This is a genomic window from Formosa sp. Hel3_A1_48, from assembly GCF_001735715.1.
Classification (GTDB): Bacteria; Bacteroidota; Bacteroidia; order Flavobacteriales; family Flavobacteriaceae; genus UBA3537.
The window spans coordinates 1,387,423-1,403,788 of the sequence record NZ_CP017259.1 but is presented as its reverse complement, the minus strand read 5'-3'; the positions used below and the strand labels follow the sequence as shown (position 1 = coordinate 1,403,788).

Genomic DNA, 16,366 nt, shown 5'->3' with positions numbered 1-16,366 from the left:
GATATTTGTGGCACTATAAAGATGTAGTCATATGGAGAACATATATCTGTACATGCTCATTGCCTTAGCTTTTTTGGCTATTGCAGATTTAATTGTTGGTGTGAGTAATGATGCGGTAAATTTTTTGAACTCTGCTATTGGTTCTAAAGCGATTTCATTCAGAACTATTATGATTGTGGCCAGTATTGGGGTTGCTGTTGGTGCCATATTTTCGAGTGGGATGATGGAAGTAGCGCGGAAAGGAATTTTTAATCCTGGTGAGTTTATGTTCAATGAAATCATGATCATCTTTATGGCCGTCATGATTACGGATATTTTGCTTTTAGATTTCTTCAACACGCTTGGTTTACCAACCTCCACAACAGTATCTATTGTTTTTGAACTCTTGGGTGCTGCAGTTGCCATGGCTGCGCTAAAAATATTTTCCAACGGAGGCGATTTGAATCAACTCGTTAACTATATTAATACTTCCAAAGCATCACAAATTATTTTTGGAATCATTTTATCGGTAATTGTGGCTTTTACCGTTGGCGCTATTGTTCAATGGATTTCTAGAGTATTAATTTCATTTAGATTTGAAGAAAAACCAAGTTGGGTTGGCGCAATTTTTAGCGGTATTGCGCTTACTGCTATTACTTATTTTATTTTTATGAAAGGTCTTAAAGGCACCTCATACGCAGATGAATCCTTTAAACTTTTGGGCGGAATCACCATAAAAAATTTCTTAGAAACCCATGTAAGCTGGATTGTAATTGTCAGTTCCATTTTTTGGTTTGCTTTATCTTATGCTCTAATTGGCTTAGCAAAAGTTAACATCTACAGACTCATTATAGTTGTTGGAACCTTTGCGCTAGCACTTGCCTTTGCTGGAAATGATTTAGTCAACTTTATTGGCGTACCAGTAGCGGCCTATAACTCATATATAGAATGGTCGACTTCAGGCCTTAGTGCATCTGTATTCCCCATGGATGTTTTAGCCACCAAAGTCCCAACCAATAACTGGTTGCTGATGGGCGCAGGACTAATTATGGTTCTCACCCTATGGTTTTCATCAAAATCCAAAAGTGTTGTTCAGACCTCTATTGACCTCTCTAGTCAAAGTGCTACAAAAGAAAGATTCAAACCTAATCTACTTTCCAGATTAATTGTCCGATTAACCACTAGTGGAACTGAAGCTATAAATAAGTCCTTTCCAAAAAATTTTAAAACTAAAATAAACCAACAATTCGATCAATCAAGTATTGGATTGGCACAAATTCCAGCACAAGATCGTCCTGCGTTTGATATGGTTCGTGCAGCGGTTAATTTGATGGTTGCTAGTGTTCTTATCTCGATTGCAACTTCAATGAAATTGCCCCTATCGACTACCTATGTAACTTTTATGGTTGCTATGGGGACTTCACTTGCAGATCGGGCTTGGGGTGCAGAAAGTGCAGTATATAGAGTAGCAGGCGTCCTGAATGTAATCGCTGGTTGGTTTTTTACGGCAATTGTTGCTTTTACAGCATCTGGATTGGTCGCTTACTTAATGAACCTTAATGTTCAGCTCATGTTCCCTGTTTTATTATTCACAGCTTTTGGACTCTTAATCAACAGCTCTTTACGCTACAAAAGAAAACAGAAAACAGAAAACAGAAGTACATTTAAAAAATCCGAACGACGATCTATACAAGGCGTTATTAATGAAAGTGCAAATACGATTGCAAAAGTGTTAAGCCGTGGTGGGAAAATTTATAATTCTACTATTTATGCACTAGCCCAGCAAGATTTAAATAACCTTAAGAAAAACAAAAAACAAATTGTCAAACTTTCTGATGAAATCGAGGCGTTAAGAGATGATATATTCTATTTTATTAAGAGTCTTGACGAAGCTAGTGTAAGTGCAAGTAATTTTTACATCCAAATTTTAGCATCGCTTCAGGACATGACACAATCTTTAGATTTCATCACTAAAATGAGCCATAAACACGTGAATAATAATCACAAAAAACTCAAATTTAACCAAATCAAGGAATTAAGCGATATTAGCCACACTATTGACGTCTTGTTTAAAGATGCTGAAGAAATTTTCAAAAACAAAACATTTGAAGAAATAGAATCGATTAGGGCTAAAAAAATAGAAGTTGAAAATGCACTTAAATCCAATATTTCTTCTCAAATTGAACGAACACGCAACGAGGAATCCAGCCCAAAAAATACAACACTTTACTTTAGTTTACTTTTGGAAACAAAAGATTTGATGAATGCGTCTGCCAGTCTATTTGAAGAGTACCAAAAAGCCCATCAAAATAGCGCTGGTTAGTTTAGAAGTTATAATCAACAAAAAACCACGCCATGTTTGGCGAGGTTTTTTTTATCATTGTATGTAATTGGTCTAAGATCCACACATCAAGCAATCGTCTCCTTCAGAAGCTTTAGCTTGCTCTATTAGGGCCTTCATCTCTTCTGCCGACATTGGCTCTACATCTGCATCCATTGATGCTTGTTTAGAGAATTTTTCTGCTGTTTTGACTGCCTTCTCTTTTTTCTTTTCAAGCACTTGGGTTTCGGCCTGTAATTCTGCTTTTGGTTGTTCTTGTTTTTTGGTGTCCAAAGTAAACTTAATCGCGTCAACAGCACTTTTCGTTCTTAAGTAATACATTCCAGTCTTAAGTCCGCTTTTCCAAGCATAAAAATGCATGGATGTCAATTTAGCCATCGTCGCACCTTCCATAAACAAATTCAAAGACTGAGATTGATCGATGAAGTATCCGCGTTGTCTGGACATATCAATTATATCTTTCATACTCAATTCCCAAACAGTTTTATACAAGTCTTTTATGTCTTGAGGAATAACATCAACGTGCTGAATAGATCCGTTGGCGCGCATAATTTCTTGTTTTAATCCTTCATTCCAAAGCCCGAGTTGAACAAGGTCTTCAAGCAGGTGTTTGTTGACTACAATAAACTCTCCTGAAAGTACACGACGCGTGTAAATATTGGACGTATAAGGCTCAAAACACTCGTTGTTACCCAAAATTTGTGATGTACTGGCTGTTGGCATTGGCGCAACAAGTAAGGAATTGCGCACTCCATTTTTAAGAACTTGTTTTCTAAGTTTAGTCCAGTCCCACATACCGCTTAGTTCTTCATCTTTAAGACCCCAAAGGTTGTATTGAAACTCTCCTTTACTTATTGGAGATCCTTTGTATGTTTCGTAAGGTCCTTCAGCTTTAGCCTCTTCCATGGAAGCTGTAACGGCTGCAAAATAAATGGTTTCAAAAATATCTTGATTCAACTTTTTGGCTTCATCACTTGTAAAAGGCAAACGCAATTTGATGAACGTGTCGGCCAACCCTTGAACCCCTAATCCGATGGGACGGTGTCTAAAGTTCGAATTTTGAGCTTCGATTACTGGGTAATAATTTCGATCAATCACCTTGTTGAGGTTACGGGTTACCCGTTTTGTAATTCTAAACAGTTCTTTGTGGTCAAAAGCACCATCTTTAATAAACATTGGCAAAGCTATTGAAGCCAAATTACAAACTGCTACTTCGTCTGGAGAGGTGTACTCTATAATTTCTGTACACAAGTTGGATGAGCGTATGGTGCCTAAATTTTGTTGGTTAGACTTTCTGTTCGCTGCATCTTTGTAGAGCATGTATGGTGTCCCCGTTTCTATTTGGGATTCTGTGATTTTCTCCCACAACTCTCGAGCTTTTATGGTTTTTCTTCCTTTCCCCTCTTGTTCATATTTGGTGTACAAGGCCTCAAACGCTTCACTATGAGTGTCTGGAAGTCCTGGACACTCATTTGGGCACATCAGTGTCCATTCGCCATCTTCTTGGACACGCTTCATGAACAAATCTGGAATCCACATGGCATAAAACAAGTCCCGGGCACGCATTTCTTCCTTCCCGTGGTTTTTCTTTAAATCCAAGAAATCAAAAATATCAGCATGCCATGGCTCCAAGTACACGGCAAAACTCCCTTTTCGTTTTCCTCCGCCTTGATCAACATAACGAGCGGTATCATTATAGACACGTAGCATTGGAACAATGCCGTTACTGGTTCCATTAGTGCCTGCGATGTAACTCCCCGTGGCACGAATATTGTGCATTGCCAAACCAATTCCCCCTGCAGACTGTGATATTTTGGCAGTTTGCTTTAAGGTGTCATAGATTCCGTCGATGCTGTCGTCTTTCATGGTGAGTAGAAAACATGAGGACATCTGTGGTTTTGGGGTACCGGAATTGAACAGTGTTGGTGTTGCATGAGTAAAATACTTTTTGGACATCAAGGTGTAGGTCTCAATAGCCGAATCAAGATCGTTGAGGTGTATCCCAATAGAAACACGCATCAACATGTGTTGTGGCCGTTCAGCGATTTTTCCATTAAGCTTAAGTAAATATGAACGCTCAAGTGTTTTAAAGCCAAAATAATCGTACCCAAAATCTCTGTTATAAATGATTGTTGAGTCAAGCTTTTCTTTGTTTTTCATGATGACATCATATACCTCATCAGAAAGCAACGGAGCGTCTTTGCCTGTGCGTGGGTTAACGTAGGTATACAAATCGTGCATGACTTCACTAAATGTCTTTTTGGTACTTTTATGTAAATTGGATACAGAAATACGTGCTGCTAGGCGGGCATAATCGGGGTGAGCAGTGGTCATGGTTGCTGCAATTTCAGCGGCTAGATTATCCAGCTCACTTGTGGTTACCCCATCATACAGGCCATCAATAACACGCATAGCAACTTTCAACGGATCAACAAGTTCATTCAAGCCATAGCACAACTTCCTAATGCGTGCCGTGATTTTATCAAACATTATTTCTTCTTTTCTTCCGTCTCTTTTTAATACGTACATAATTCTTTTTCGTTAGTTGGCTTTTCTTTGGTCGAAAAAAGCGGTTAGTTGGTTATTCTATTGTTTTTGATTTACACAAAAACACAGTTGGTTATATAAATTTGATAGGATTTAAAACCCTACCCCACACACATTATTGATGGTGCTCCGATGTTCAAATGAACAGATTAGAAATCTGTGTCGAAGCTGTATTTGTTGGTGTCCTCTTCTTCTTTGTTGAGTACACCTGCTTTTTGATACTCTGAAACACGCTTTTCAAAGAAATTCGTTTTCCCTTGAAGTGAAATCATGTCCATAAAATCAAATGGATTTGAGGTATTATATTCTTTTTCACAGTTCAACTCTAAAAGCAGTCGATCTGCAACAAATTCTAAATATTGTGACATAAGCTTGGAGTTCATCCCAATCAAACTTGCTGGTAGCGACTCCGTAATAAATTCGCGCTCTATGTTCAGGGCGTCTACGATAATTTCTCTGATGCGTTCCTTTGGCACTTTGTTGATGAGGTGCTTGTTGTGCAGGTGTACTGCAAAATCGGCATGAACCCCTTCATCTCTAGAAATCAATTCGTTAGAAAAGGTGAGCCCGGGCATGAGGCCTCGCTTTTTGAGCCAAAATATAGAACAAAAAGCCCCTGAGAAAAATATGCCCTCTACGGCTGCAAATGCAATTAATCGTTCTGCGAAGCTTGGCGACTCAATCCATTTCAGAGCCCAGTCAGCCTTCTTCTTGATGGCAGGGAAGTTTTCAATAGCATTAAACAATTTATCTTTTTCCGCCTCGTCTTTCACGTAAGTATCAATCAAAAGTGAATACGTTTCACTATGGATGTTCTCCATCATGATTTGGAATCCGTAAAAGAATTTCGCTTCGCTATACTGGACTTCGTTGACAAAGTTTTCAGCCAAATTCTCGTTAACAATACCATCACTAGCAGCAAAAAATGCTAAAATATGTTTTATAAAATAACGTTCGTCATCTGTAAGTTTTTCTGTCCAATCAGTGAGATCTTGATGTAAATCGATCTCTTCTGCAGTCCAAAAACTGGCCTCTGACTTTTTATACCATTCCCAAATATCGTGGTGTTGAATTGGAAAAATCACAAATCGGTCTTTGTTTTCTTTTAGAATTGGTTCTACTTGTGGCATGTTAAGTTAAATTTACTATTACGTGAATTGGCATTATAGCGCCTAACAAAGATTTAAAATTGTTGCTTCAAATAAAAGTCATTTTTATAAACATTGTCCTTAAGTTTTTAACAACAAGTAGGCTTTTTCTTACAAATTTAAAAAACAAACAAAGAGTTATTTTGCTGATTATTAGCAAGTTACACTCTGCCTCTCTCGTAAAGAAATTAAAGGGATAAAACAAAAAAATAAATTTGATTTTGTCGTTTTTTTTAAAACCTAAGAGTACTGCTTAATTGAAAACTCTATTGGACAGATCGGTCCTTAGCAATTTTTTCTAAGGCTGTATACCATTGTTCTCCAAATTTTCGAATGAGTGCCTCTTTTACAAATTTGTAAATTGGTATTTGCAGTTCCTTTCCTAAAGCACAGGCATCATCACAAATTTGCCATTTGTGATAATTAACTGCGGAAAACTCGCTGTAATCTTTTACGCGTACGGGGTACAAATGGCAAGAAACTGGTTTTTTCCAATCAATATCTCCTTGGTTATAAGCTTCTTCAATGCCACACAAAGCCGTTTGCTTTTCGTCAAAAATGACATAGGCGCAATCAGCACCATCAACTAAAGGGGTCTCAAACTCCCCTTCTTCATTGGTAACAAAAGTGCCTTGCCGTTCAATGGCTTCAATGCCTTGTGGACGCAGATAGGATTTGATTTTTGGATAAATTGCCTTCAGCTTTTCAGTCTCGTTGTGTTCTAGTGGTGCCCCAGCGTCACCATCCACGCAACAAGCACCCTTACAAGCGGACAGATTACATGCAAAATCAGCGTCTAAAATCTGTTCTGAAATTATTGTTTTGCCTAGTTGAAACATGTTGCGAAGATAAAAATTATACGCTAAAATAAATGCTAAAAAATTAACGGCTTTTTCAATGCCTTTTAAAAAAAAACAAGACCTTTGTGGCGTTAAAATTTATGTTTATGAACTTTAATATTAAAGAAATCTTCACAGCCTTTATGGTGCTTTTTGCGGTTATTGATATTGTAGGCAACATCCCTATCATTATTGATTTAAGAAAAAAAGCTGGGCATATTCAAAGTGAAAAAGCTTCAGTAATTGCCGGTGTTATAATGATTATTTTTCTGTTTATTGGAGAGAGCATCCTAAAATTGGTTGGAATTGATGTGCATTCTTTTGCTGTTGCTGGCGCATTCATTCTATTGTTCATTGCTTTAGAAATGATCCTTGGAATAACCCTTTACAAACAAGAAGAAGGCTCATCTCTAAATGCGACTGTGTTTCCGCTTGCATTTCCATTAATTGCTGGCCCAGGGAGCTTGACAACCTTGTTGTCCCTCCGTTCTGAGTTCCACACTGAGAATATTATTTTGGCCGTTGTTATAAATGTTCTTCTAATTTTTATTGTCTTGAAAACATCCGCCAAAATTGAACGTCTAATTGGTCAAAATGGAATTAACATTACGCGAAAAATATTTGGTGTTATCTTACTTGCTATAGCTGTTAAATTATTCACTTCTAACATTAAATTCTTGCTTTAAGCCATGAAAATTACAACGTACATTATCTCAGGAATTGCATTAATTGTATTAATTTTTAATGCCACCAAAATAGATTTTGAAGCGCCCTTAGTTAACGACAGTTATACCGCAGTGGTTACTAGTCTTTCTGCTGGCTGTGCTATTTTGATTGCTACGCTTATTAGGGTTGTGCGAAAAATTGACCGCTTGACTAAAAAGTAAGTTTGTAATTATGGTTGAATATGAGCTACTTCTATACCTGCTTTTTCCAAAAACTCAACCCCAGACAAATCTTTGTAAGCTTTGCTGTACACCACGCGAACAATTCCCGCTTGATGAATCAGTTTGCTACAACTTTGGCATGGTGAGAGCGTGATATAGAGTGTTGCCCCTTTACACGACTGAGTAGATGCGGCAACTTTTAAAATGGCATTAGCCTCAGCGTGAAGTACATACCACTTTGTATAGCCTTCTTCGTCTTCGCAAAAATTTTCAAACCCTGTAGGAGTTCCGTTATAACCATCAGAAATTATCATTCGGTCTTTTACAATTATAGCGCCGACTTGTTTGCGTTGACAATAGGAAAGTTTTGCCCATTCCTTGGCCATTCTCAAATAGGCTTTGTCATATTTTAATTGTTTTTTATCCATAAGAGGCGGAGGTCTATTTTATGAAAACAATGGGCTTTTTATTATTAGGGGCAACATAAGCCCTAAGATAACAGATGAAATCACCATAACCCAATCTCTAGTCGAAAAGCGAAAGATATTTTGAAAAATAAAACTGATAAATAAGACACAAAAAACAATAATCAGTTGTCCAATTTCTATTCCCACTGCAAACTCAATAATGGATAAAAATGTACTCTCAGTGGTGCTGACCAAGCCTTGAAAAGCATTGGCAAAACCGAGACCGTGGATGAGTCCAAAAAAAAGCACAACTCCAAGCATTAAAAAAGACCTTTTGTCTGTTGGCTTTCCGGAAGTGAATATATTAAAAACTGCTGCAAAAAATATAGTAAGTGGAATAAGCCACTCGGTAACATTGACATTTAGGTTGATGATATCGTAAACTCCTAGAAGTAAACTCAGTGTGTGCCCCAAAGTAAACATTGAAATCAAGATCAAAAGCCGTTTCCAGTCTTTGAATACATAGGGAAGGGTAAGTAAGGCTACGAACAAAATATGGTCATAGCTACTGAAACTGATAATGTGGTACAATCCCAGTTCAAAAAACTTCAAAAAACTATCGAGCATTGTTTATGTTAATTTTACCAAAAATACTAAAATATTTCAGCTATTTGTTGCTGAATATAAAATAGTTATGGCATGTTTAGTGCCTCTAAGCCACAGTTCAAAAATAATTCATATTCTTGCTCGTCTGGAGTGTAACCAACTGGTGGTGTCAAAACTGTTTTAGCATCAGGACTCATCAACACATAAAAAGGCTGTGAATTGGATTGGAAAAATTCAGTTTGAAAATGTGCCCATTTGTGGCCATAATTTTCGAGAGTACGGGCGCCACCATCTTGCCGCTTTACCGTTAGTTTTTGATTTTCAGGCAATTCTTTTTTGTCATCAACGTAAAGAGAAATCAAAACATAATCCTCTTCAAAATAAGGTTTAATACTAGATTTTGGCCAAATATGCTCCTCCATTTTGCGGCAGTTGACACAAGCATAGCCGGTAAAATCCAAAAGAATGGGCTTGTTGACTTTCTGGGCATATGCTACGCCCTCTTTCAAATCCTTGAAGCAGTTGAAGTTATTTGGGCAATCGTTGGGGTAGAGGAAGCTGTACCCAACAGGTGGTGCCAAACCGCTAAGCAGTGTAAGTGGGGTGAATGTTTTTGTAGATTCGTTGACTCTAAAGCCAGATGCCAAATACACAACAAATGCAAAAACTAGCACGCCTGAACTTAATCTAAAAAAAGATATTTTTTGCAGTGGGCTATCGTGTGGGAATTTTATTTTTCCAATAACATAAAGAGCTAAGCCAAAAAATACAATAATCCAGATGCTCAGGAAGACTTCAATTTTTAAAATCCCCCAATGCTCAACAAGGTCAGCATTGGATAAAAATTTGAATGCCAACGCAAGCTCTAGGAAGCCCAAAATAACTTTTGTAGTGTTGAGCCACCCTCCCGATTTTGGTAGTGCTCTGAGCATGTTTGGGAATGTCGCAAACAAAGCAAAAGGTAGACCTAAAGCAAGGCCAAACCCACCCATACCGGCAGTCAATTGCCAGGCGCCTCCATCAGAGGAAAGTGAGCCTGCCAAAAGAGATCCAAGGATAGGGCCTGTACATGAGAATGACACAATTGAAAGTGTGAGCGCCATGAAAAAGACCCCTAAAATTCCGCCAAAACCTTCCCCTTTACTCGTTACAGAGGTCCAACTTGCCGGCAACGTAAGTTCGTAATAGCCAAAAAATGAAAAGGCAAAAAATACAAAAATGGCAAAGAAAATAATATTGAGCCAAACATTGGTAGAAATTTCATTCAATATATCAGGATTTACAGAGTCCAGAAGATGAAAAGGAGCGCTTAGAATTAGATAAACTAGGACTATAAAAACCCCATATAAAACAGCTTTTATTAAACCGGATTTAGCAGATTCGTCAGCTGCTTTTTTGGTGAAAAAACTGACCGTTAAAGGGATCATTGGAAACACACAAGGGGTCAGCAAAGCTAATAACCCACCCAAAAACCCAAGACCGAATATCCGCCATAATGAATTTATCTTGGCAGTGTCTTGAACAATTACATCGCCATTAGAAGAACATGGGACTTGGGATATTAAAATGTCTTTTGGCATTAACCCATATAGAATGTCGTTGGCGTTTTCTGTAATGTTTTTTGGCTTTATTACTGACTGTTCTGATACCAATAAGCCTTGGTTTGGCTTATAGTCAAAAGCAAATGGGTTATCAGGTTTATAGGTACAGCGCGTGTCATCGCAAGTCATATAATCAATATTCCCCGAAAGGGTAAATTCTGATCCAAATACTCTTACACGCTGTCGAAACTGAGCTTGATTATAAAATTTGGAAACCACCATTTCAAAAACAGCATCATACTTGGTGACCTTGTTTGTTGCATCTTCACTTGTTAATCCAATACGCTCAAAACTTGAAGATTCTTCAAATGTGAACACAGTTGGCAATGGCCCTCCTTCCTCAACCTCTTGGGCATATATTGCCCAATTTTCGTCGATATTTGCTGTAAATATGAGATCAAATTCTTTTGGAGAAACGGGTTCAACACTCAATTCCCATTGAACAGGATTTATTATTTGCGCAAATGAGTGAGACAGTACAAAAAAAAGAATTAGACTAAAATGATATTTCATTTTACAACAGTTTATTTGTTGACAAAGTACCAAAAAAACAATTAGCCACAATGGTGGTTATTAAGAATAAAATGATAAAATTTCAAATTAAATAAAGAACTGCTTTAACTAGAGTGTGCTAGTATATCGAGGCGCTCAGATCGGTATGCCGATTGGGCATCCGCAATTACTATTTCTTGCTGGGTATTCTCAAAATGATTGATTAGAACTTTCCCTGTGTGGCCAAATTCCATATTGATATTTCTACTGCTCCAATTTATCATTTCGTAGATGATTGGATACATATCAATCCCTTTGTCGGTTAAGTAATAAATTTTTGTTTTTTGATCATTGGGAAGCTTAGTGTATTTAAGCAACCCTTTTTTTGATAACGTTTCTAAGCGATTTGCCAAGATATTAGTCGCTATCTTTTCAGGGGATTTTAAAAACTCTGTAAATGTCTTTTTCCCTAAAAACAAATCTCTAATAACCAATAGGGACCATTTGTCGCCTACAATGTCGAGTGCGCTAGCAAGAGGGCAATTTGACCTATTTATTTTCATAACACTGATATAAAGCACAAATTTAAGAATAAAACAAAATATTCAATATAATTTAACGATAAATTAATAAATAATGCACGATTTTACTCAAATTATCATAAAAATCCACTTATTGGACTAATTGACTTTTTAAAAAAACTTGGGGCTTATTTTTGCAATGATGGCTATACTAACTTCTCTTTTTGCATTTTTTTAAAAAAAATTACCACTGTCTCAAAGACCTAATTGATTTTAATAAAACAAAGACTTACTTGAAACTATATTTTCTTCGTAAGTCTTTGTTTTAATTTGTCGGGATGACAGGATTTGAACCTGCGACCACACGACCCCCAGCCGTGTACGCTAACCGGACTGCGCCACATCCCGTTTTTTGTGAAGCAAATCTATTTATTTTATCTGAATTTCATCGTAATTTTTAAAAAAATACTAACTTTATAAAAAATCAAACATGGATAACAACAAACCAACCATCCAAATAACAGCTACTGGAAAAGTCGTCGTCACTAATGCCAAGCAAGTAACTCTTTTGGATGCAGAGGGCAAAACTATAACCACAAGAAATCGATTTTCGTTATGTAATTGCGGTAAAACATTAGAGGCCCCATTTTGCGACGGAGCGCATAAAAACTAGTGTTGAACTGAGCTGAAATATTTTTTTCTCAACCAAAAGGACACACGCACCAATAAAATAAGCGCTGGAACTTCTACAAGTGGCCCAATGACCCCCGCAAAGGCTTGACCTGAACTAAGCCCAAAAACACCAATGGCTACAGCAATAGCCAATTCAAAATTATTCCCGGCTGCTGTAAATGCTACAGAAGCGGTCTTATCATAATTAGCCCCCATTGCTTTAGTAAAAAAGAAGCCAATGATAAACATTAGGGCAAAATAGATAAGCAATGGAACTGCAATGACCAATACATCCATTGGAATTTCAACTATAAGCTCTCCTTTCAGCGAAAACATCACTACAATTGTAAATAAAAGAGCAATGAGTGTCATGGGTGAAATCTTTGGTATAAACGTTTGAGTGTACCAAAGCTCCCCTTTAAGTTTAATTAAAATTAAACGACTAAAAATCCCCAATAAAAAAGGGATCCCCAAATAAATTAATACACTTTCTGCAACCAAAGCAATAGATATTTCAACAATAGCACCTTCAAAGCCAAAATAGGGCGGAAGAAGTGTGATAAAAATCCATGCATAAAAACTATAAGCGAACACCTGAAATACACTATTGAGTGCCACTAATGCTGCTCCGTATTCAGCATTGCCCTCCGCTAAGTCGTTCCAAACCAAAACCATTGCAATACAACGTGCCAAACCAATAAGAATTAAGCCAACCATGTACTCTGGGTAGTCCTTCAAAAAAGTAATGGCCAGTACAAACATAAGAATTGGACCAATAACCCAATTCAAAATAAGAGAGATGGATAAAATTTTGGTGTTTTTAAAAACTTTTGGTAAAAGGGCATAATTCACTTTGGCAAGGGGTGGATACATCATAAGAATTAAACCTATTGCAATAGGCAGGTTGGTGGTCCCTTTGCTCATGCTATTTATGATCTCCGGGGCATTTGGTATAAAATAACCCAAACTTACGCCAATACCCATTGCCATGAAAATCCAAAGCGTAAGGTTTTTGTCTAAAAAACTTAATTTTTTTGCAGCCATGATTTATAATTTAATTTTTGAAAAAACGTATTTTAGATCTGTCGCAATTTGTAAACTTCTTTCTTGGTATTTTTTTGTCTGCTGTGGAGTATGATCAAACGCTTTTGGGTCCTCGAAAGTAATGGGGATACGCACTTCTGCACCAGCGATAAAAGGACAGTCTTGATCTGCAGATGAACAAGTCAAAATAGCCGCAAAATCTGACTTAGGATTAAACTTATTGTCAAATTTTTTGGAATAGCCTATAATGGGATGTTCATTGTCCGAATATTTAATAGCATAAATTGGATTACTCCCGTCAGTTATAGTTTGTATATCAAACCCTGTGTTTTCCAAAGTTTTGGCTGCCATGGGAAAAAGTGCAGTGGTTTCTGTACCTCCAGAATAACAAAACACATTTTTAATGTTAAAATAATACGCCAACGCCTGTGCCCATGCTTGTGATAGGTGACTGCGGCGCGAATTGTGGGTACAGATAAAATTCAGGCAAATGACCTGTTTTGAATCGACTTTGGATTGGATGTAATTGATCAGTAGCTGAAGGGTGTTCTTGCGTGCTGTGGAAACTGATGTTTCATCTAGATCACTAATTTGATGTTCTATTTTTTTTAAAAGCATTTTGGATGTTTTGTGCTATATTTCAATGTTATTTCGAGAGCTTTAACAACAATTTTGAGGGGTCAAATCTTGGTTCAAAAATTCTGAAAGAGTTTGTTTCATTTTGGCCCAATTTTCAGCATGGATACAATAGCAAACACTTGTGCCCGCTACAGTACCTTGGATCAAATCGAGCGATTTTAGCTCCTTTAGGTGTTGTGATATTGTAGCTTGTGCTAATCCTATTTCCAAGACCAAATCGCCGCAGATACAGCTATTTATTTTGAATAAATACTCCAAAATAGCCACACGTGCAGGATGCCCAAGAGCCTTTGAAAAGCGCGCAATTTGGTTATGTTGATCCGAAAATATTTCTGTTTTTGCAGTGCCCATAATTATAAAATTATTCAATTGCAATATTACGATTAATTAAACTAATACCACCCTAAGAAGTATTGTAAATTGAAATAAAAGTTGTAAGTTTATATTGATGAGTAGAAAAACACACATATCTATCTTTGGCCTTTCGTTCTTTACAGCCGTTGTTTTAGGACTTATAAACTATGAAACAAAATCCGTTTCCGGACTTTTATTCACAAAGGAAAATCTTCTAGCTTTAATTATTTATAGCCTTTTGTTTATGGCTATAGCTTACACCGGCGTTTGGATGTATACTGAAGCAAAAGCAATTCTTAAAAAAAAATCGTTTTAGAACTGTATTTTTATTACTTTTAAAATAAAATTAATTTAAACATGAAAAAAATCTTATTCTTATTGGCCGTCATTTCATTTGCATCTTGTCAGAATTCTGGTCAAGAAGCTAAACCTCTTTCAGCTACTGCTGAAGCCATAAAAACGTATAAACTCAACTTCGAATGGCAAAATGGATACGAAGGATGGTCTAAAGTCCCCACAACAGAGGACTACCACATGGTCGCCCCTGGGTTAAATTTGGAGGCAACAGGTGCGGAAGAGATCAATGAAATCATCTTTGGATTCTGTACAGAAACAGAGCTTGTCCAAGAACTGGTAGACATTACAGAGCACGGCAACTACATCACCTGCTATTTAAAACTCACTACAAAAACAGGTGAAAGTTTTGATGGTGTAGAAGTCTTTCAAGTCGATGATCAAGGACGCGTGGCAAAGATCTGGGCGCTTTAATTGACTAATGAACTAGGTATTCAAAAGCCCGCCAATGGCGGGCTTTTTATGTGTTAAAATGTTTGAAAAATAGATTTCCCCACAATGAAAAACCATGATGATTTTTCATTTACAAAAACGGAGTACTGTACTTAAGGAGTTAGATTGAAAACTAAGCCCGCACTAAACTGATGGTGGTTGCCAACATCGGTTACTGCGGTGTCATTAAATTCCCCAACTTTGGAGATGAGTTGCAAGCTAAGTCCTAGTCGATTTGAAAACCAATAGCGTGTTCCACCTATTAAGTTGAGTGTTTCTGAACTAGCTTCATCAATAATATGTATTCCAAACCCAACTCCTAAATAAAGATCAATATTTGTGTTTTTAAAAAGATATTTGTCGATAAAATAATTGGCAGAAAGATCAACAGCATTGTAGCTTCCATCTTGATCGGAAATTTCTGAATCCAATTTATTTGTAGACAAGCTAAGGGCTAATGACCAATTGCGCTCAAGCCTACGTTCGAACTGTAAGAATAGTGGCGAACTAAAATCAATTTGATTAAAATCATTTGGAATTACTCCTTTGTTCGAATTGTCAATTGCATTGACTCCTACTGTTAGTAATGAAACACGGTCTGTTCGCTGATTTGATTGGGCGTTAACTTGAATTATAGCAGCGAAGAATAGGGTAAGTAAAAATTGCTTTTTCATTAAATTGGTTGTTTTGGTTTGACTACAAATATATTGATTTTTATTACAATTTTTACATCCAAGCAATATGCTCTTTGCCCAAAGTAGTTCAGAAATATAGCAATAATGCTAAGCTAAAGTAGTTTGCTCCTCGAAATTTGGAAAGAGTTGGGTGAAGAAAAGCTTTCGGCAAAGCTAATAATCAAGCAAAATAAAAAACCCACCAATATATAGTGGGTTAATATCAGGATTTAGCAGCGCTCCTTAAATTAAATTTAACGTTTATAGCTGCCATCTATTTGGCTAGGTATACTACTCACATCAAACCAGTCTGCAAATTCATAAATTTTTCCATCCGAATTAAAACGAACAACACCCATCCATTTGTAAGCTACTTCGGCACCAGAAACTGGATCAGTAAAAGACCAATTACCATAGACTCTCATGCCGTCGGGTGAAGCTTCTGTTTTTTCAGAAGAATAAAGACTCCCTCCATAGTAGACGTCGTCAGTAAACTTGATATTATCGAAAGTCCCAATATAAAAATTAACTGCTGCTGTTAGATCTGATTTGGTCTTATTAACATTCATCAGAGCTTCTGGATTATTCCATTTTAAGGAATCCGCAAAAATACGCATTACTTTTTCTGGTTCTTCCGAGCTAAAGCCACTTATGGCTGTTTTCCAATTTTCAACATGTTGGTTAAATACTGCTGTATCTTCAGATGAAGGCACAGCCTCATTAGTGGTTTGATTAGCGCAGCTCGCCAAAAAAGCAATTGACAAAAAAGTTATACATAATTTCTTCATTAGTTAGGTTTTAAAGTTAATATTTCAAATATAGATTTTTA

The 16,366-nt window shown here is 36.9% G+C and carries 18 protein-coding genes and 1 tRNA gene; 6 read left to right on the top strand and 13 right to left on the bottom strand.

Going from position 1 to position 16,366, the window contains the following annotated elements; all coding sequences use genetic code 11:
- Positions 1-31: 31 nt before the first annotated feature.
- The gene (locus FORMA_RS06430; protein ID WP_069674883.1) at positions 32-2,302 is read left to right on the top strand and encodes an inorganic phosphate transporter; all 2,271 of its coding nucleotides are present in this window, start codon (positions 32-34) and stop codon (positions 2,300-2,302) included.
- Between the two features lie 72 nt (positions 2,303-2,374).
- Here the strand turns inward: FORMA_RS06430 and FORMA_RS06425 are convergent, their stop codons facing one another.
- The 3 genes from FORMA_RS06425 to FORMA_RS06415 form a co-directional block, all read right to left on the bottom strand.
- Complete coding sequence (locus tag FORMA_RS06425) at positions 2,375-4,849, bottom strand: ribonucleoside-diphosphate reductase subunit alpha (RefSeq protein WP_069674882.1); 2,475 nt, start codon at positions 4,847-4,849, stop codon at positions 2,375-2,377.
- 167 nt (positions 4,850-5,016) lie between these two features.
- Positions 5,017-5,997: a ribonucleotide-diphosphate reductase subunit beta gene (locus FORMA_RS06420; RefSeq protein ID WP_069674881.1), complete on the bottom strand. Its 981-nt coding sequence runs from the start codon at positions 5,995-5,997 to the stop codon at positions 5,017-5,019.
- A gap of 284 nt (positions 5,998-6,281) precedes the next feature.
- Positions 6,282-6,854, bottom strand: coding sequence for a DUF3109 family protein (locus tag FORMA_RS06415; RefSeq protein ID WP_069674880.1), 573 nt, complete (start codon positions 6,852-6,854; stop codon positions 6,282-6,284).
- Positions 6,855-6,961: 107 nt separating this feature from the next.
- Here FORMA_RS06415 and FORMA_RS06410 point away from each other — a divergent pair, with 107 nt between their 5' ends.
- Complete coding sequence (locus FORMA_RS06410; protein ID WP_069674879.1) at positions 6,962-7,540, top strand: MarC family protein; 579 nt, start codon at positions 6,962-6,964, stop codon at positions 7,538-7,540.
- 3 nt (positions 7,541-7,543) lie between these two features.
- Positions 7,544-7,741: a hypothetical protein gene (locus FORMA_RS06405; RefSeq protein ID WP_069674878.1), complete on the top strand. Its 198-nt coding sequence runs from the start codon at positions 7,544-7,546 to the stop codon at positions 7,739-7,741.
- An 8-nt stretch (positions 7,742-7,749) separates the two neighbouring features.
- Here the strand turns inward: FORMA_RS06405 and FORMA_RS06400 are convergent, their stop codons facing one another.
- The 5 genes from FORMA_RS06400 to FORMA_RS06380 form a co-directional block, all read right to left on the bottom strand.
- Positions 7,750-8,169 carry a deoxycytidylate deaminase gene (locus FORMA_RS06400; RefSeq protein ID WP_069674877.1) on the bottom strand — a complete coding sequence of 140 codons (420 nt, stop codon included), beginning with the start codon at positions 8,167-8,169 and terminating at the stop codon, positions 7,750-7,752.
- 18 nt (positions 8,170-8,187) lie between these two features.
- Positions 8,188-8,775 carry a HupE/UreJ family protein gene (locus FORMA_RS06395; RefSeq protein WP_069674876.1) on the bottom strand — a complete coding sequence of 196 codons (588 nt, stop codon included), beginning with the start codon at positions 8,773-8,775 and terminating at the stop codon, positions 8,188-8,190.
- 65 nt (positions 8,776-8,840) lie between these two features.
- A complete protein-coding gene (locus tag FORMA_RS06390; RefSeq protein WP_069674875.1) occupies positions 8,841-10,868 on the bottom strand; it encodes a protein-disulfide reductase DsbD family protein in 2,028 nt (675 codons plus the stop codon).
- A 104-nt stretch (positions 10,869-10,972) separates the two neighbouring features.
- Positions 10,973-11,410 (bottom strand): winged helix-turn-helix transcriptional regulator, encoded by a 438-nt coding sequence (locus FORMA_RS06385; RefSeq protein ID WP_069674874.1) that lies wholly within the window; start codon positions 11,408-11,410, stop codon positions 10,973-10,975.
- 291 nt (positions 11,411-11,701) lie between these two features.
- A tRNA-Pro gene (locus FORMA_RS06380) sits at positions 11,702-11,776 on the bottom strand.
- Between the two features lie 82 nt (positions 11,777-11,858).
- On the opposite strand from FORMA_RS06380, the gene FORMA_RS06375 reads away from it, so the two are divergent.
- On the top strand, positions 11,859-12,041 hold the full coding sequence (locus tag FORMA_RS06375; protein ID WP_069674873.1) for a CDGSH iron-sulfur domain-containing protein: 183 nt from the start codon (positions 11,859-11,861) through the stop codon (positions 12,039-12,041).
- Here the strand turns inward: FORMA_RS06375 and arsB are convergent.
- The 3 genes from arsB to FORMA_RS06360 are packed head-to-tail and all read right to left on the bottom strand — an operon-like array spanning position 12,038 to position 14,074.
- Positions 12,038-13,084, bottom strand: a complete 1,047-nt coding sequence (gene arsB / locus FORMA_RS06370; protein WP_069674872.1) for an ACR3 family arsenite efflux transporter — start codon at positions 13,082-13,084, stop codon at positions 12,038-12,040. The two genes, FORMA_RS06375 and arsB, sit on opposite strands and share 4 nt — an antisense overlap.
- Before the next feature lie 3 nt (positions 13,085-13,087).
- Positions 13,088-13,702 (bottom strand): protein-tyrosine-phosphatase, encoded by a 615-nt coding sequence (locus FORMA_RS06365; protein WP_069674871.1) that lies wholly within the window; start codon positions 13,700-13,702, stop codon positions 13,088-13,090.
- Between the two features lie 42 nt (positions 13,703-13,744).
- Entirely contained in the window at positions 13,745-14,074 is a 330-nt protein-coding gene (locus FORMA_RS06360; protein WP_069674870.1) for an ArsR/SmtB family transcription factor, read from the bottom strand.
- Positions 14,075-14,171: 97 nt separating this feature from the next.
- On the opposite strand from FORMA_RS06360, the gene FORMA_RS06355 reads away from it, so the two are divergent.
- Together FORMA_RS06355 and FORMA_RS06350 are read left to right on the top strand one after the other, a co-directional pair.
- Positions 14,172-14,393 carry a hypothetical protein gene (locus FORMA_RS06355; RefSeq protein ID WP_069674869.1) on the top strand — a complete coding sequence of 74 codons (222 nt, stop codon included), beginning with the start codon at positions 14,172-14,174 and terminating at the stop codon, positions 14,391-14,393.
- Positions 14,394-14,434: 41 nt separating this feature from the next.
- The gene (locus FORMA_RS06350) at positions 14,435-14,845 is read left to right on the top strand and encodes a hypothetical protein (RefSeq protein ID WP_069674868.1); all 411 of its coding nucleotides are present in this window, start codon (positions 14,435-14,437) and stop codon (positions 14,843-14,845) included.
- Positions 14,846-14,976: 131 nt separating this feature from the next.
- Here the strand turns inward: FORMA_RS06350 and FORMA_RS06345 are convergent, their stop codons facing one another.
- Both FORMA_RS06345 and FORMA_RS06340 read right to left on the bottom strand, forming a co-directional pair.
- Positions 14,977-15,537: a hypothetical protein gene (locus FORMA_RS06345; RefSeq protein ID WP_069674867.1), complete on the bottom strand. Its 561-nt coding sequence runs from the start codon at positions 15,535-15,537 to the stop codon at positions 14,977-14,979.
- 254 nt (positions 15,538-15,791) lie between these two features.
- Complete coding sequence (locus FORMA_RS06340) at positions 15,792-16,325, bottom strand: hypothetical protein (RefSeq protein ID WP_069674866.1); 534 nt, start codon at positions 16,323-16,325, stop codon at positions 15,792-15,794.
- Positions 16,326-16,366: the final 41 nt, after the last annotated feature.